Consider the following 16,213-nt stretch of genomic DNA (forward strand, 5'->3'; position numbering starts at 1 on the left):
ACGGATCTCACTTGTATATCTTTGAAAGCCTGAATCAACTGATTCAAAAATACCTGCCTGAGGAGCAAATTAAGCGCCTCGTGCAGGCTTACCTTGTTGCGCGGGACGCGCATGAGGGGCAGACACGTTCCAGCGGTGAGCCTTATATTACTCACCCGGTCGCCGTGGCATGTATTTTGGCTGAAATGAGGCTCGATCATGAGACTCTGATGGCGGCGTTATTACACGACGTTATCGAAGACACGCCTGCAACCTACCAGGATATGGAACAACTGTTTGGCAAAAGCGTTGCTGAACTGGTTGAAGGCGTTTCAAAGTTAGACAAGCTGAAATTCCGTGATAAGAAAGAAGCACAGGCGGAAAACTTTCGCAAAATGGTCATGGCGATGGTGCAAGACATCCGCGTCATTTTGATCAAACTCGCTGACCGTACCCACAACATGCGCACACTGGGCTCTTTGCGTCCGGATAAACGTCGCCGCATTGCCCGCGAAACGCTGGAAATTTACAGCCCGCTGGCTCACCGTTTGGGTATCCATCATCTGAAAACCGAGCTCGAAGAGCTTGGCTTCGAAGCCCTTTATCCGAACCGTTATCGCGTCATTAAAGAAGTGGTGAAAGCCGCGCGCGGTAACCGTAAAGAGATGATTCAGAAAATCCTCTCCGAAATAGAAGGCCGTTTAACCGAAGCCGGTATTCAATGTCGTGTCAGTGGTCGCGAAAAGCACCTGTACTCGATCTATTGCAAGATGCATCTGAAAGAACAGCGTTTCCATTCGATTATGGATATCTACGCGTTCCGGGTGATCGTAAAAGAACTCGATACTTGTTATCGCGTATTAGGACAAGCGCACAGCTTGTACAAACCGCGTCCAGGTCGGGTTAAAGATTACATCGCTATCCCTAAAGCCAACGGCTATCAATCTTTGCATACTTCCCTGATCGGCCCGCACGGCGTGCCGGTGGAAGTGCAGATCCGTACTGAAGATATGGATCAGATGGCAGAGATGGGGGTTGCGGCACACTGGGCTTATAAAGAGAACAGTGAAACCAGCACCACGGCGCAAATACGCGCCCAGCGCTGGTTACAGAGTTTGCTGGAACTGCAACAGAGTGCGGGTAACTCGTTTGAATTTATCGAGAGCGTGAAATCGGATCTGTTCCCTGACGAGATCTACGTGTTTACGCCGGAAGGCCGCATCGTCGAACTGCCTGCGGGCGCAACGCCGGTTGACTTTGCTTATGCCGTGCATACCGATATCGGGCATGCCTGCGTAGGTGCGCGCGTTGACCGCCAGCCATATCCGCTCTCACAGCCACTGACCAGTGGTCAGACTATCGAAATCATTACCGCACCGGGCGCACGCCCGAACGCCGCATGGCTGAACTTTGTCGTTAGCTCGCGCGCACGCGCCAAAATTCGCCAGATGCTCAAGAACCTTAAGCGTGATGACTCCGTTTCTTTAGGCCGTCGTCTGCTGAATCATGCACTGGGTGCCGGTAAAAAACTGTCAGACATTCCGCCAGAAAACATCAAAAATGAGCTGGATCGTATGAAGCTCACGGCGATGGATGATTTACTGGCTGAAATCGGCCTCGGTAACGCGATGAGCGTTGTTGTTGCTAAAAATCTGATGGGCGACCAGTCTTCCATGGCAACCTCAGGCACACGCAATTTGCCGATTAAAGGCGCAGACGGTGTACTGATTACCTTCGCCAAATGTTGTCGTCCAATTCCAGGTGATCCGATCATTGCCCACATTAGTCCCGGCAAAGGTCTGGTTATCCACCATGAATCCTGCCGTAATATCCGCGGCTATCAGAAAGAACCTGAGAAATTCATGGCCGTTGACTGGGATAACCATCAGGAAACCGATCAGGAATTTATCGCTGAAATTAAAGTCGATATGTTCAATCATCAGGGTGCTCTGGCCAACCTGACCGCAGCGATCAACGCAGCGCAATCGAATATCCAGAGCCTGAGCACGGAAGAAAAAGACGGCCGCGTCTACAGCGCCTTTATCCGCCTGACAACCCGCGATCGTGTTCATCTGGCGAATATCATGCGTAAAATTCGTATCATGCCGGACGTTATCAAAGTTACCCGTAACCGAAACTGATTGTTATGACTCCAGAACGTTATGCACGTATTCGTGAAATGCTGACAGCACGCCAGCCAGACCTCACAGTCTGTATGGAACAGGTGCATAAACCGCATAATGTTTCTGCTGTCATTCGCACCGCTGACGCCGTTGGCGTGCATGAAATCCATGCTGTATGGCCGACGACCAGAATGAAAACCTTGGTCTCATCCGCCGCAGGCAGCAACAGCTGGGTTCAGGTCAAAACGCATAAAACTATTCAGGATGCCGTCGCCAAAATGAAGGCGCAGGGCATGCAAATCTTAGCCACAAACCTCTCTGAGAAAGCCGTCGACTTTCGCGCAATTGATTACACCCGTCCGACCTGTATTTTACTGGGTCAGGAAAAAACTGGCATTACGCCTGAAGCACTCGCACTGGCAGACAGCGATATCATCATTCCGATGATTGGCATGGTGCAGTCGTTAAATGTTTCCGTGGCCTCGGCACTGATTTTGTACGAAGCCCAACGCCAGCGCGAAAATGCTGGCATGTATCGTCGCGAAAGCACCGTATTGAGCGAAAAAGAACAACAGCGTCTGCTGTTTGAAGGTGGCTATCCGGTTCTGTCTAACGTGGCTAAAAGAAAGAAGTTACCGCGCCCGTTTGTCGATGAAACCGGTCAGATTATTGCTGATGACGAATGGTGGTCAGCAATGCAAATGACGGTAAAAAAAAGATGAAAGGCCGCCTGCTCGACGCCATCCCGCTCACGTCACTTTCTGGCGTCGGAGCCAGTCAAGCAGATAAACTCGCTAAGCTCGGCCTTGAAACTATTCAGGATTTACTGCTTCACCTCCCCCTGCGTTACGAAGATCGCACACGCCTGTATGCCATAAATGATTTACTTCCCGGCCTGTTTGCCACCATTGAAGGCGAAGTGCTGCGCAGTGATATCAGCTTTGGTCGTCGCAGAATGCTGACCTGTCAGATCAGTGACGGCACCGGGATGGTCACGCTGCGCTTCTTCAACTTCAATGCCGCAATGAAAAACAGTCTGGCCGCCGGCCGCCGTGTAACCGCATATGGCGAAATCAAACGCGGCACGATAGGCGCGGAAATTATTCATCCGGAATATCGAATTCAGGGCGAAAACAGCGAAGTCGTTTTGCAGGAATCGCTGACGCCGGTTTATCCGACGACAGAAGGCATTCGTCAGGCAACGCTGCGCAAGCTGACGGATCAGGCGCTGGAATTGCTGGATACCGTTCCTATTGCCGAATTGTTGCCCGAAGAGCTAAGTCGTTCGCTGATATCACTGCCCGAGGCGTTGCATCTTTTGCATCGTCCGCCGCCTGATATTCAGCTTGCCGATCTGGAGAAGGGTCATCATCCGGCGCAGCGCCGTCTGATTATGGAAGAACTGCTGGCGCATAATCTCAGCATGTTGGCCGTACGCGCCGGGACGCAAAGTTATAAAGCCCTGCCGCTGCATCATGACGATCGCCTGAAAAAACAGTTTCTCGCCTCTCTGCCGTTCAGCCCAACCGGCGCGCAAGACCGCGTTGTGGCCGAAATCGAGCAGGATCTGGCAAAAAGTTACCCAATGATGCGTCTGGTACAGGGCGATGTCGGCTCGGGTAAAACGCTGGTCGCCGCCCTCGCAGCACTTTGCGCCATTGCGCAGGGTCAGCAGGTCGGGTTGATGGCACCAACAGAATTACTCGCTGAACAGCACGCCAATAACTTCCGTCAGTGGTTCGAACCGCTGGGGATTCAGGTTGGCTGGCTGGCAGGTAAGCAAAAAGGAAAAGCCCGGCTGGCGCAGCAGGATGCGATTGCCAGCGGTCAGGTATCCATGGTGGTCGGCACTCACGCCATCTTCCAGGAACAGGTACTGTTCTCTTCGCTATCTCTGGTGATCATTGATGAACAGCACCGTTTTGGTGTGCATCAGCGGCTGGCGCTGTGGGAAAAAGGATTACAGCAAGGCTTCCATCCGCATCAGTTAATCATGACCGCCACACCCATTCCGCGAACACTGGCGATGACGGCTTATGCCGATCTGGATACGTCGGTGATTGACGAGCTTCCGCCGGGGCGTACGCCGGTGACAACGGTGGCCATTCCGGACACGCGCCGCAGTGACATTATCAGCCGTGTAAAAAGTGCCTGTGAACAGGAAAACCGTCAGGCTTATTGGGTTTGTACGCTGATTGAAGAATCAGAAATGCTGGAAGCTCAGGCGGCAGAAGCGACGTGGGAAGGCCTGAAAGAAGCGCTGCCAGCGCTGAATATCGGGCTGGTTCATGGCCGCTTGAAAGCGCAGGAAAAGCTGGCCGTGATGCAGGCATTCAAACAAGGCGAAATGCAGCTGCTGGTCGCGACAACCGTGATTGAAGTGGGCGTCGACGTGCCGAATGCCAGCCTGATGATCATCGAAAACCCCGAGCGTCTGGGTTTAGCCCAGTTGCATCAGTTGCGTGGCCGCGTCGGCCGTGGTGCGGTGGCTTCCCACTGTGTACTGTTATATAAAACGCCGCTCAGTAAGACCGCGCAGAAACGTTTGCAGGTTTTGCGCGACAGCAACGATGGCTTCGTAATTGCCCAGCAGGATTTAGAAATCCGCGGTCCGGGAGAATTACTGGGCACGCGCCAGACGGGCAGCGCAGAGTTCAAAGTGGCCGATCTGCTGCGCGATCAGGCGATGATCCCGGATGTGCAGCGCATCGCACGCTATCTCCAGCAGCAATTCCCCGACCATGCTAAAGCACTGATTGAACGCTGGCTGCCGGAGCGCGTTCGTTACACCAACGCCTGACTTTCCCCTCAGAAAACATAATTAAAAATGATGTTTTCGAAGAATACATTCCTCCAGGTTTTGTTCAAAACGGCCCGCACTCTCTTTCTTCACTGGTTATTTGATGACCTTCACAGACTGGCACAAAGTCGGTAACCGGTTTCATACCCCGCATCTACACTGATGATAATTAAGGCAACCCTGTGTGATTTCTTCATCATAAGGCCATTATCATTATGAGCATCAGTCAGTCACTCTTTCAGTTTATAGAACAAAAAATCAGCCCGTTCGCGGCCCGGTTATCTTCTCAGCGGCACGTTATGGCCGTGCGTGACGGCTTTATTTCAGCAATGCCGTTTATGATTGTCGGATCGTTTTTACTCGTTTTCGTGCATCCTCCTTTTTCGCCGGAATCATCATGGGGGTTCGCCCGCAGCTGGCTGGCGTTGTCAGCGAAATATGAAGTCCAGATACTCACGCCGTTCAATATGACCATGGGCATCATGTCGATCTACATCGCCGCCTCCATTGCTTACAATCTGGCGAGAAGCTACAAACTGGATCCGTTTATGACGGCCATGTTGTCGCTCATGTCATTCCTGCTGGTGGCGGCGCCACAGGTCGATAAAAAAATGTCAACGGAAGCGCTCGGCGGCGTAGGAATTTTCACTGCCATATTGGTCGCAATATATGTCACCGAACTGACGCGGTTGCTGAAGAAATACAATATCGGCATACGCCTTCCCGAGCAGGTGCCTTCAAACATAAAACATTCGTTTGATCTGCTGATCCCGATTATTGCCGTGATAATAACGCTGTTCCCGATCAGTTTGCTGGTGCAGGCGGGCTTCGATATGCTGCTGCCGCAGGCCATTATGGCACTGTTTGAGCCGCTGATTTCCGCCGCTGACTCGCTTCCGGCCGTTCTGGTGGCGGTGCTGATTTGTCATTTGTTGTGGTTCGCCGGGATCCACGGTTCGGCGATTGTCTCGGGAATGTTGCAGGCATTCTGGCTGACTAATCTCGGGCTGAATCAGACCGCGCTAGCGGCCGGATTGCCAATGACGCACATCATGACCGAGGCATTCTGGAATTTCCTGATCGTCATTGGCGGTTCTGGCGCGACAATCGGGCTGGTCCTGCTGTTTTGCCGAAGTAAGTCGGCGCATCTGCGTACCATGGGGAAACTCAGTCTGGTGCCGAGCTGCTTCAACATTAACGAGCCGGTGATCTTCGGCACTCCAATCGTAATGAATCCGGTATTTTTCATCCCGTTCCTGTTAGCTCCGATGGTTAATGCAGTGATTGCTTATCTTGCCGTTTCAACGGATCTTCTGCCGCACATGATCTCACTGGTTCCGTGGACGTCCCCGGCGCCAATTGGCGCAGCCTGGGCGATGGGTTGGGATTTCAAAGTGTCGATTTTGGTCATCATGCTGATGGCACTGTCTATGGTGATTTACTACCCGTTCTTCAAAGTCTACGAGAAGCAGTTACTGGCACAGGAGAAAGCAGCGGAAGCTGAAAAAGTCTTTACCGAGCAAGCTGACGCAGTGAATTAAGCAGATTTGAAATGATCAAGCGGGCACAAAAACATTGGTTTTTGTGCCCGCTTTGGCAAAAACGTTTATGAAATCGCCGGGAAGACCGGCAACATCAGGAACAGTTTAATGACGATCGCATTGGCGATATCAAGGAAGAATGCGCCGACCATAGGAACAACTAAAAATGCCAGATGCGAAGGGCCGAACTGGTTAGTGATCGCCTGCATATTGGCAATCGCCGTTGGCGTTGCGCCCAGACCAAATCCGCAGTGCCCAGCCGCCAGCACTGCTGCATCGTAGTTTTTGCCCATCACGCGATAGGTGACGAAAATCGCGTAAAGCGCCATCGCGATGGTCTGAACGAGCAGGATGGCCATCATCGGCAATGCCAGTGACGCCATTTCCCAAAGTTTCAGGCTCATCAATGCCATCGCCAGAAACAGTGAGAGGCTGACGTTACCCAGCACCGATACCGCGCGATCAAATACGCGGTAAAAACCCAGCCATGCCAGAAGATTACTCAGGATCACGCCGACAAACAGCACGCAGACAAAAGTCGGAATTTCGAAAGCGGAGCCATGCAGTAGTTCGGAAATACGAGTGCCAGCACTCAGACAAATGGCGATCAGCGCAATCGTCTCCACCAGCACCAGCGGCGTGATCATGCGACCAATCGCAGGTTTTTCGAATGCGCTCGGATCAGCTGAATCATCAAGCGAGCCATTAGGCGTAGAAGAGTGGCTCACCAGATAACGCGCCACCGGCCCGCCAATAATGCCGCCGAGCACCAACCCGAATGTTGCACAGGCCATCGCCACTTCGGTGGCATTCTCAAAGCCATAGCGTTCGATGAACACCTTGCTCCACGCCGCACCAGTACCATGACCGCCGGACAGCGTAACGGAACCAGCCAGCAGCCCCATCAGCGGATCCATCCCCAGCATTTTCGCCATGACTATGCCAATAACGTTTTGCAGCAACAACAATCCGACGACGACAAACACCATCAGTATCAGGCTTTTTCCGCCAGAGCGCAGGCTGGCAAGATTCGCGTTAAGACCGATGGTGGCGAAGAATGCCAGCATCAACGGCTCTTTTAACGAGATATCAAAGCCGATTTCCCAACCCAAAAACCGGTTGGCGATCAGCAGCATAACGGCAACCAGCAAACCGCCCGCGACAGGTTCTGGAATAGTGTATTTTTTTAAGAAATTAATCGACTGGACGCATTTACGCCCTAAAAGGAGAACCAGCGTGGCAGCCACCAGCGTGCCGTAGGTATCGAGCTGAATCATTCACGAACTCCATTTTGTAATAAATCCAATAAAATTATCGAGTTATATCTTTTTCACTTCAGTATTTTTTCCAGGAGGGGGAATTAGAAGTCATTAACACTGAATTAAGCAAGAAAAACAGACCTTAACAAATCCATTAACTCAAATTAATGGCGACAAATCTGTGTTAGCAAACGATTGCTTTTATTGTCGATTTCAATAAAAATGCCCGCTTTGCCGCTTATTGGAATGCCACAACATGAGTACGCAAACCGCAGAACAAGAAACACAGCAATCCGACCTTTCCCGCCAGACTAAAAGTGAACTGATTTACCGGCTAGAAGACCGTCCTCCAATTCCTCAGACGTTATTTGCCGCCTGTCAGCACTTGCTGGCGATGTTCGTTGCCGTGATCACCCCGGCATTACTTATTTGTCAGGCATTGGGACTCCCCGCGCAGGACACCCAGCACATCATCAGCATGTCGCTGTTTGCCTCTGGTCTGGCTTCCATTTTGCAAATTAAAACCTGGGGTCCGGTGGGCTCTGGGCTGCTTTCCATTCAAGGCACCAGCTTTAACTTTGTATCGCCGTTAATAATGGGCGGGCTGGCGTTGAAAAATGGCGGCGCTGATGTGCCGACCATGATGGCCGCGCTATTCGGAACATTGATGCTGGCGTCCTGTACTGAAATCATTCTTTCCCGCTTCCTGCATCTTGCCCGCCGCGTAATCACCCCGCTGGTCTCCGGGATTGTAGTGATGATTATTGGCCTGTCGCTTATTCAGGTAGGTCTGACATCTATTGGCGGCGGATATGCCGCGATGAGCGACCACACCTTTGGCGCGCCGAAAAACCTGATGCTGGCCGCCGTCGTTCTGGTGGTAATTATTCTGCTCAACCGTCAGCGTAACCCTTACCTGCGCGTGGCTTCTTTGGTTATTGCGATGGCGGTGGGCTATCTGGCCGCATGGATGATGGGGATGTTGCCGACCGTGGCGGCCCCGACGCAAACCAGCTGGATCACGTTCCCGACGCCTCTTTACTACGGTCTGGGGATTGACTGGAATCTTCTGATCCCGCTGATGCTGATCTTTATGGTCACTTCGCTGGAAACTATCGGTGATATCACTGCGACCTCCGACGTTTCCGAGCAACCTGTCAGCGGCCCGCTGTACATGAAGCGTATCAAAGGCGGCGTGCTCGCCAACGGCCTGAACTCAATGCTCTCTGCGGTGTTTAATACCTTCCCGAACTCATGCTTCGGCCAAAATAACGGTGTGATCCAACTGACCGGCGTCGCCAGCCGTTACGTTGGGTTTGTGGTGGCGCTGATGCTGATCGTGCTGGGGCTTTTCCCTGCGGTTGCCGGATTCGTTCAGCACATTCCTGAGCCTGTTCTCGGCGGTGCGACCATCGTGATGTTCGGTACCATCGCCGCTTCTGGTGTACGTATAGTTTCCCGTGAACGTCTGAACCGCCGCGCAATTATGATCATGGCGTTATCCCTGGCAGTCGGCATGGGTGTGTCCCAGCAACCATTGATCCTGCAATTCGCGCCAGATTGGATCAAAACTCTGTTGTCCTCCGGGATTGCAGCAGGCGGGATTACGGCGATTGTTCTGAATCTGGTTTTCCCTCACGAAAAGTCATAACCGACTGTAATAGGCATGCAACAGCGGCAGGTGGTCTGGAACCCCTGCCGCTTTTTATTGTCTCCAGTCTGCTAAGCTGTTGAGAAAATTCGCTGTTTGCGGCATAAACAGAGAACCTTTATCCCTAATTAACGCTACAGGCCCCAGACGATGAGATTTATCGGTAAAGTTTTGCTGACGTTCGTCCTGCTTCTGGTACTGGCGATTGTGCTGGTTTACGTTCTATTACAGACCCGCTGGGCAGCAGGCAAGCTCAGTGCCTGGGTCACGAATAACAGTGATTACCGGCTCGCCGTCGAAAAAGTGGACCATGACTGGTCAACGCCGGGGCGAATTACGCTGACCAACGTCATTTTTGGACAGAAAAATCAGCCTGAAACTCTCAGCGCCGGTGAAGTCGATCTCGATTTAAGCTGGCGTCAGATTACTGAACCGCACTACTTCGACCGCGTCGTGCTGGTCAACGGACGCCTGAACATCAGCCCTTCCGCCTTGAACCTGCCGTTGCAGGCCAATACGCTGCAACTGAGCAAAATGGCACTGACTGGGAACACCGCAGGGCTGGAGATTCAGGGTCAGCAAATCAATGCCGGAATTTCGCCGTGGCAACCACAACCCCACCAGTTGCTGGGCGATAAAGCTGATTTTCAGCTGAGCGCAGCGAACTTAACCGTCAACGGGCTTCCCGCAGAGAACGTCCTGATTCAGGGCAACCTTAATAATAAAATCCTCACACTGAGTAATTTCGGCGGCGATCTGGCGCGCGGTCAGCTCACCGGCAAAGCCACTCAGGCGAATGATGGCAGCTGGAATATTGAAAATCTGCGTCTTAGCAATGTACGTCTGCAAACGTCCAAATCACTTTCTGAGTTTTTCGATGATTTCCAGACGTTGCCAAAAGTCACCCTCGAACGGTTTGATCTGATCGACGCCCGTTTGCAGGGTACTGACTGGGCTTTCAGCGATGTCGATCTTTCCGTAAAGGATGTGACGCTGGAAAAAGGCAACTGGCAGAGCGATGACGGCGAAATCTCCCTTAGCGCCACCGACATGATCAACGGCAATCTGCATATTCAGGATCCGATCCTCAATCTAGACCTGACGCCGCAGGGTATTTCAATCAAACAAGCCACCGCTCGCTGGGAGCGTAGTCTGTTGCGTACCACCGGCAACTGGCTCCGCGCCAACAAACGCCTGCAACTTGATGAGCTTTCTGTCGCAGGTCTGGAATATACGCTGCCACAAAACTGGAGACAGCTCTGGTTACAACCCCTGCCAGATTCACTGGCTGAAATCTCGGTTGGCCGGTTTATTGCCAACCGGAACCTGATCATTGATATCGATCCACAGTTTCCCTTCCAGCTGACGGCACTGGACGGGCTGGGTAACAATTTACTGCTGGCGCGCAATCATCAGTGGGGGATCTGGAATGGTAAGCTGAATCTGAACGCGAGCGAAGCGACATTCAACCGCAACGACGTGCGTCGCCCTTCCATTACACTGGAGGCCAATGACCGTCAGGTGAATATTTCAGAGCTTAGCGCATTCACTAAAGAAGGATTGGTGGAAGCTACGGGGACGGTGGATCAGCAACCACAGCGCCAGTTCTCGGTGAAAATGACCGGACGCGCCGTACCCGCTAATCAGCTGGAAAACTGGGGATGGCCGCATCTGGCGCTGGACGGTAACGCCAACATGCAGCTCAATCTGCAAGGGCAGATGCCAGCCAATGTGGATTTCAAACCGACGCTGAACGGCACCCTTGGGGTTAACGGCGGTAACGGTCAGGTCATCAATCAGAGAATGGTGAACGGGTTGGTTACCGGCGATGTAACGCAATAATCCGGCCTGAAACGAAAAAGCACCGCCATCGCGGTGCTTTTTTATGGGCTTTTAGTGCCACAAAATCACTCAGTTAATTTCGGGTTCCAGCGGAGCGCCAGGCGCTGCAGGCAAGACCAGATAGGTGCCTTCAAACACTGCGCCCTCAGCTTCATCGCCGTACAAATTGACTTCCAGCTGCACGCGCGCTTTTCGACCACGCGCCAGCCTGTCCAGATCGCCACTGACGGAACCGAGGTCGGCCACCGCGCGAGGTCTGCCGGTCACCGGCGAACTGTAGCGGATATGGGCATCTGCCAGCACAATCGTGCCGCCAAGATGACGTTCACGAAGCAGCAACCAAATCAGCCCCCAGCCGGTCAGCGTCGCAAGAGAGAATAAGCTGCCTGCAAACAGTGTGTGGTGCGGATTCTGATTGCCGTTCTCCGGCATCGTGGTAACAAACCGCTGGCCGGTGTACTGGCTGATACGCACGCCCATTTTTTCGCTGAGTGGGATATGATCATACCAGGCTTGTTGCAGCTGACCGCACCAGTCGGGGCGGTGGAGAATATCATCCAGAGTTTCGACAGGTTTAATCATCAGGAAGTGGCGCACAGGGGTGGTTTGCGGCGTGGTGATTTCACCCTGATTGATAAAGCCCAGTTTGGCAAAAAACTCTACGGCGTCTTCGCGGGCACTACACACCACGCGTTTAACACCTTCCTGACGCGCCACAGACTCCAGGGTCATCGCAACCAGCGTTCCCAGCCCTTTATCCTGTACGTCGGGGTCAACAGCCAGGAAGCGGATTGAGGCCTCGTTGTCGGCATTAATGTATAACCGGCCTACAGCGACCGGATTACCCTGCTCATCCACCACCATCTGATGATGCGCAATGGAATCGTACGCATCACGCTCTGAACCTTCGGGCTGTCGCAAAGGCTTGCGCAGCATTTCCCAGCGAAATCGGTAATAGTCGGCCAGTTCTTTTTCGGTCGTCGGTACTCTCAGGTGATACATAATTGTATTCTCTCCGGCGTTTATGCCTTTTCGATCAGACTTGTAGCCAGAAGGTCACCGGCCCGTCGTTCACCAGCGCCACTTTCATATCCGCAGCAAATCGGCCAGTTTCGGTAGCGATACCTTTTTCACGGCACTGCCCGCAGAAATACTGATACAAACGGTCGGCTTCCTGCGGCTCCGCGCCGCGTGAGAAACCGGGACGCATACCTTTTTGCGTATCTGCTGCCAGCGTAAACTGCGACACAACCAGAACGCTCCCTTCCGCCTGCTGGACGTTAAGGTTCATTTTGTCGTTCTCGTCACCGAATATCCGGTACCCGATCACCCGATCACACAGGCGTTTGGCTTTTTGCTCATCATCGCCCTGCTCAACACCCAGTAATACCAATAATCCCGGCCCGATCTCACCGCAGACGTCGCCATCAATGGTGACGCTGGCATTTAACACCCGCTGAATTAACGCAATCATAAAAATCCTTCTGACTGATTATTCTGCAACCACATCTTGAGCAGACTGCAATTTTCTCAGGGAACGAAACTCGCCGAGCGTCACGGTGATTTCTGCCCCCAAAAGCACGATACACCAGCTGACATAGACCCAAAGAAATAATATTGGGATCACCGCCAGAACGCCATAAATCAGCTGATATGACGGGAAGAGCTGGATATATAAAGCAAAGATTTTCTTACTTAATTCAAATAATGCACCAGAGAAGAGCGCACCAATCAGCGCATCTTTCGCCGGTACTCTGACCGTCGGTACGACCTGATACAACAGCCAGAAAGATATCCACGAAATCAGCAGTGGCAGAATGCGCAAAGCATGGTCAATCAGCGAATGTACGCCGCTGATATTCAGCCAGTTCAACGAAAGCAAATAGGAGCTGATAGCCACGCTGGCGACCAGCAGGATAGGCCCGAGCGTAAGAACCATCCAATACACGGCGAAGGAGAACACGATTGGGCGTTTGGTTTTGCTGTCCCAGATTTTGTTCAGTACGCTGTCTACCGAGGCTATCAAAAGCAGCGCGGTAACAATTAAGCCGCAGGTGCCCACGGCGGTCATTTTGCTGGAGTTCGCCACAAACTGTTCGAGATAACGCTGGATGGTATTGCCGGTCGCAGGCATGAAGTTAGAGAAAATAAAGGTTTTGAGCTGCGCGCTGATATCCGAAAAGACCGGGAATAAGGCGAACAACGAAAAGACCACCGCAATCAGCGGCACAAGAGAAAGCAAGGATACATAGGCTAAATGGCCCGCCAGAAGCGTCAGGCCATCTTTATCTGAACGCCGCAGAAGCAGGCGCGTAAATTTCCAGCATGATTTCGGGTAGTGGCTCAGCGCCCGTTTTTGCATCACAACATCCTTCAGGAAAAGTACTTCGGTACTGTCTGATTATCTTCCACCCACACGGATTCAATTCCCACGGCACGCGCCGCTTCGATATTTTCGATCACATCATCAAAGAACACAGCTTCACCCGCGGTGACACCTTCTTGCGCCAGCACATGCTGAAAAATACCCGGCTCAGGTTTTCGCATCCCGATGTTCTGCGAGAGATAAATGGCGTCGGTATTGGCTTCAATTTCAGGGTAGTTTTGCGGCCAGAAATCCAGGTGCAGTCGATTTGTGTTTGATAGCACCACGACGCGTTGCCCTTGCTGACGCAGGGTTTTGAAGATCTCAATCACCTCAGGGCGTAAGCCAACAAATACCGATTGCCAGCCAAGGCTGAACTGTTCGAAGCTCAGCGCGATGCCCATCTCATGGCAAAGCTCATTGGCAAACTCTTCGTCGCTGATTTCACCCCGTTCGTGCTTCTGGAAGACTTCGCCCATTGAGAACCGCTCAGTTAGCGACGCAAGCGGCGTTCCGCTGAAATTGCTCCACACGCCAAGAACACGTTTGAAATCAATATCAATAATGACGTTTCCCATATCAAAAATGTACAGCATTGCACGCTCCTGATTTCAAAGATGACTGTTAACTTTAGCGGTAAAACGTACAGCTGAACAGTAACAGAATTGCGGGATGGCCGCGCAGGGGCTGAAAAAAAACATAAAAAAAACAGGATACCAAAGGCACCCTGTTTCTGTGTAACGGCTTACGCGAAAGAAGATTACGCTTCTTTAGGACCACGCATCGCACGTTTACGATCATTCTCGGTCAGGTGACGTTTACGAATACGTACAGACAGAGGAGTCACTTCGACCAGTTCGTCATCATCGATGAATTCCAGAGCTTGCTCCAGAGACATTTTGATAGCAGGAACCAGAGTCGTTGCTTCGTCAGTACCGGACGCACGCATGTTGGTCAGTTTCTTACCGGTCAGACAGTTCACTGTCAGGTCGTTAGAACGTGAGTGAATACCGATGATCTGGCCTTCATACACTTCTGCGCCATGGCCCAGGAACAATTTGCCGCGGTCCTGCAGGCTGTACAGTGCGAACGCAACTGCTTTACCCTGACCGTTAGAAATCAGCACGCCGTTCTGACGCTGACCGATTTCGCCCTGACGAACATCATCGTAGTGGCTGAATGTGGAGTACAGCAGACCGGTACCTGAAGTCATGGTCATGAATTCAGTACGGAAGCCGATCAGACCACGTGCCGGGATCAGGTAATCAAGACGGATACGACCTTTGCCGTCTGGGATCATGTCTTTGACATCGCCTTTACGCTCACCCATGGCCTGCATAACAGAACCCTGATGTTGCTCTTCGATATCCAGTGTCACGTTTTCGAATGGCTCTTGCATGCGGCCATCGATTTTACGGTTGATTACTTTAGGACGGGAAACCGCCAGCTCGAAGCCTTCGCGACGCATGTTTTCGATCAGAACCGACAGGTGAAGTTCACCACGGCCTGAAACGCGGAATGCATCAGCATCTTCAGTTTCGTCAACACGCAGTGCCACGTTGTGCACCAGCTCTTTGTTCAGACGATCAAGGATCTGACGGGAAGTCACATACTTGCCTTCTTTACCACAGAACGGAGAGGTGTTAACGCAGAAGTACATGGTTACGGTTGGTTCATCAACGCTCAGCGCTGGCAGTGCTTCAACATTTGCCGGGTCACAAATAGTGTCGGAAATGTTCAGCTCGCCAAGGCCTGTGATCGCGATGATATCGCCCGCTTCAGCAACGGTCGCTTCGATACGCTCAAGGCCCATATGGGTCAGAACTTTACCGACTTTACCGTTACGGGTTTTGCCTTCGCTGTCGATCACAGTGATCTGTTGGTTAGGCTTAACCGTACCACGCTTGATACGGCCGATGCCGATAACGCCAACGTAGTTGTTGTAGTCCAGCTGAGAGATTTGCATCTGGAAAGGTGCTTCCATCTCAACTTGTGGCGGAGATACGTGGTCAACGATCGCCTGGTACAGCGGAGTCATGTCTTCGGCCATATCGTTATGGTCGGTACCCGCAATACCCAACAATGCAGATGCATAGATGATTGGGAAATCGAGTTGTTCGTCGGTTGCATCCAGGTTTACGAACAGGTCGAAGACCTGATCAACAACCCAGTCAGGACGCGCGCCAGGGCGGTCAACCTTGTTGATTACCACGATCGGCTTCAGACCATTAGCGAAGGCTTTTTTAGTCACGAAGCGGGTTTGCGGCATTGGGCCATCCATTGCATCCACAACCAGCAGCACCGAGTCGACCATTGACATCACACGTTCAACCTCACCGCCGAAGTCGGCGTGTCCTGGGGTATCCACGATGTTGATGCGGTAGTCTTTCCAATTAATGGCGGTGTTTTTTGCGAGGATGGTAATCCCACGCTCTTTCTCCAAATCGTTGGAGTCCATTACGCGCTCGGTAGCTTCAACACGTTCTCCGAAAGTACCGGATTGTTGCAGCAGTTTGTCGACCAGGGTGGTTTTACCATGGTCAACGTGGGCAATAATGGCGATGTTACGCAAATTTTCGATCACAGCTTTGCCTCAGGCATTAGAAATAGCGCGCTATTGTACACGTATTAAGCGAGGTTCTAAACAAGATCA

12 protein-coding genes are annotated in these 16,213 nt (G+C 52.1%); 6 read left to right on the forward strand and 6 right to left on the reverse strand.

Translation table 11 applies throughout. The annotated features are described in order from the left end of the window. Positions 1-11 precede the first annotated feature (11 nt). The 4 genes from spoT (at position 12) to GE278_21030 (ending at position 6,443) form a co-directional block, all read left to right on the forward strand. Positions 12-2,120, forward strand: coding sequence for a bifunctional GTP diphosphokinase/guanosine-3',5'-bis pyrophosphate 3'-pyrophosphohydrolase (spoT, locus tag GE278_21015; protein ID QLK63080.1), 2,109 nt, complete (start codon positions 12-14; stop codon positions 2,118-2,120). 5 nt (positions 2,121-2,125) lie between these two features. Next, a complete protein-coding gene (gene trmH / locus GE278_21020; GenBank protein ID QLK63081.1) occupies positions 2,126-2,824 on the forward strand; it encodes a tRNA (guanosine(18)-2'-O)-methyltransferase TrmH in 699 nt (232 codons plus the stop codon). Beyond that, positions 2,821-4,902: an ATP-dependent DNA helicase RecG gene (recG, locus tag GE278_21025; protein ID QLK63082.1), complete on the forward strand. Its 2,082-nt coding sequence runs from the start codon at positions 2,821-2,823 to the stop codon at positions 4,900-4,902. The genes trmH and recG overlap by 4 nt, the downstream gene beginning before the upstream one ends. A 215-nt stretch (positions 4,903-5,117) precedes the next feature. Then, positions 5,118-6,443, forward strand: coding sequence for a PTS sugar transporter subunit IIC (locus GE278_21030; GenBank protein ID QLK63083.1), 1,326 nt, complete (start codon positions 5,118-5,120; stop codon positions 6,441-6,443). A 65-nt stretch (positions 6,444-6,508) separates the two neighbouring features. Here GE278_21030 and gltS read toward each other — a convergent pair whose 3' ends face one another. Beyond that, positions 6,509-7,720 (reverse strand): sodium/glutamate symporter, encoded by a 1,212-nt coding sequence (gene gltS, locus GE278_21035; protein ID QLK63084.1) that lies wholly within the window; start codon positions 7,718-7,720, stop codon positions 6,509-6,511. 238 nt (positions 7,721-7,958) lie between these two features. On the opposite strand from gltS, the gene GE278_21040 reads away from it, so the two are divergent. Both GE278_21040 and GE278_21045 read left to right on the forward strand, forming a co-directional pair. Continuing rightward, complete coding sequence (locus GE278_21040) at positions 7,959-9,353, forward strand: xanthine permease XanP (protein ID QLK63085.1); 1,395 nt, start codon at positions 7,959-7,961, stop codon at positions 9,351-9,353. Positions 9,354-9,503: 150 nt separating this feature from the next. Continuing rightward, positions 9,504-11,195: an AsmA family protein gene (locus GE278_21045; protein ID QLK63086.1), complete on the forward strand. Its 1,692-nt coding sequence runs from the start codon at positions 9,504-9,506 to the stop codon at positions 11,193-11,195. A gap of 69 nt (positions 11,196-11,264) precedes the next feature. Here GE278_21045 and fabY read toward each other — a convergent pair whose 3' ends face one another. From fabY to typA, 5 genes are all read right to left on the reverse strand, one after another. Then, positions 11,265-12,197 (reverse strand): fatty acid biosynthesis protein FabY, encoded by a 933-nt coding sequence (gene fabY / locus GE278_21050; GenBank protein ID QLK63087.1) that lies wholly within the window; start codon positions 12,195-12,197, stop codon positions 11,265-11,267. 34 nt (positions 12,198-12,231) lie between these two features. Then, on the reverse strand, positions 12,232-12,669 hold the full coding sequence (gene dtd / locus GE278_21055; protein ID QLK63088.1) for a D-tyrosyl-tRNA(Tyr) deacylase: 438 nt from the start codon (positions 12,667-12,669) through the stop codon (positions 12,232-12,234). A gap of 18 nt (positions 12,670-12,687) precedes the next feature. Further along, on the reverse strand, positions 12,688-13,557 hold the full coding sequence (locus tag GE278_21060; GenBank protein QLK63089.1) for a virulence factor BrkB family protein: 870 nt from the start codon (positions 13,555-13,557) through the stop codon (positions 12,688-12,690). Positions 13,558-13,568: 11 nt separating this feature from the next. After that, positions 13,569-14,156: a glucose-1-phosphatase gene (gene yihX, locus GE278_21065; GenBank protein ID QLK63090.1), complete on the reverse strand. Its 588-nt coding sequence runs from the start codon at positions 14,154-14,156 to the stop codon at positions 13,569-13,571. A 164-nt stretch (positions 14,157-14,320) separates the two neighbouring features. Further along, on the reverse strand, positions 14,321-16,144 hold the full coding sequence (typA, locus tag GE278_21070; protein QLK63091.1) for a ribosome-dependent GTPase TypA: 1,824 nt from the start codon (positions 16,142-16,144) through the stop codon (positions 14,321-14,323). Positions 16,145-16,213 lie beyond the last annotated feature (69 nt).

It is taken from the genome of Enterobacteriaceae bacterium Kacie_13 (assembly GCA_013457415.1).
Taxonomy (GTDB): Bacteria; Pseudomonadota; Gammaproteobacteria; order Enterobacterales; family Enterobacteriaceae; genus Rahnella.

Excerpts from the sequence above, each read along its gene's own strand:
- dtd (QLK63088.1), bottom strand. The coding sequence starts at position 12,669 with ATGATTGCGTTAATTCAGCGGGTGTTAAATGCCAGCGTCACCATTGAT.
- yihX (QLK63090.1), bottom strand. The coding sequence starts at position 14,156 with ATGCTGTACATTTTTGATATGGGAAACGTCATTATTGATATTGATTTC.
- trmH (QLK63081.1), top strand. The coding sequence starts at position 2,126 with ATGACTCCAGAACGTTATGCACGTATTCGTGAAATGCTGACAGCACGC.
- GE278_21060 (QLK63089.1), bottom strand. The coding sequence starts at position 13,557 with ATGCAAAAACGGGCGCTGAGCCACTACCCGAAATCATGCTGGAAATTT.
- GE278_21040 (QLK63085.1), top strand. The coding sequence starts at position 7,959 with ATGAGTACGCAAACCGCAGAACAAGAAACACAGCAATCCGACCTTTCC.
- gltS (QLK63084.1), bottom strand. The coding sequence starts at position 7,720 with ATGATTCAGCTCGATACCTACGGCACGCTGGTGGCTGCCACGCTGGTT.
- GE278_21045 (QLK63086.1), top strand. The coding sequence starts at position 9,504 with ATGAGATTTATCGGTAAAGTTTTGCTGACGTTCGTCCTGCTTCTGGTA.
- fabY (QLK63087.1), bottom strand. The coding sequence starts at position 12,197 with ATGTATCACCTGAGAGTACCGACGACCGAAAAAGAACTGGCCGACTAT.
- recG (QLK63082.1), top strand. The coding sequence starts at position 2,821 with ATGAAAGGCCGCCTGCTCGACGCCATCCCGCTCACGTCACTTTCTGGC.
- GE278_21030 (QLK63083.1), top strand. The coding sequence starts at position 5,118 with ATGAGCATCAGTCAGTCACTCTTTCAGTTTATAGAACAAAAAATCAGC.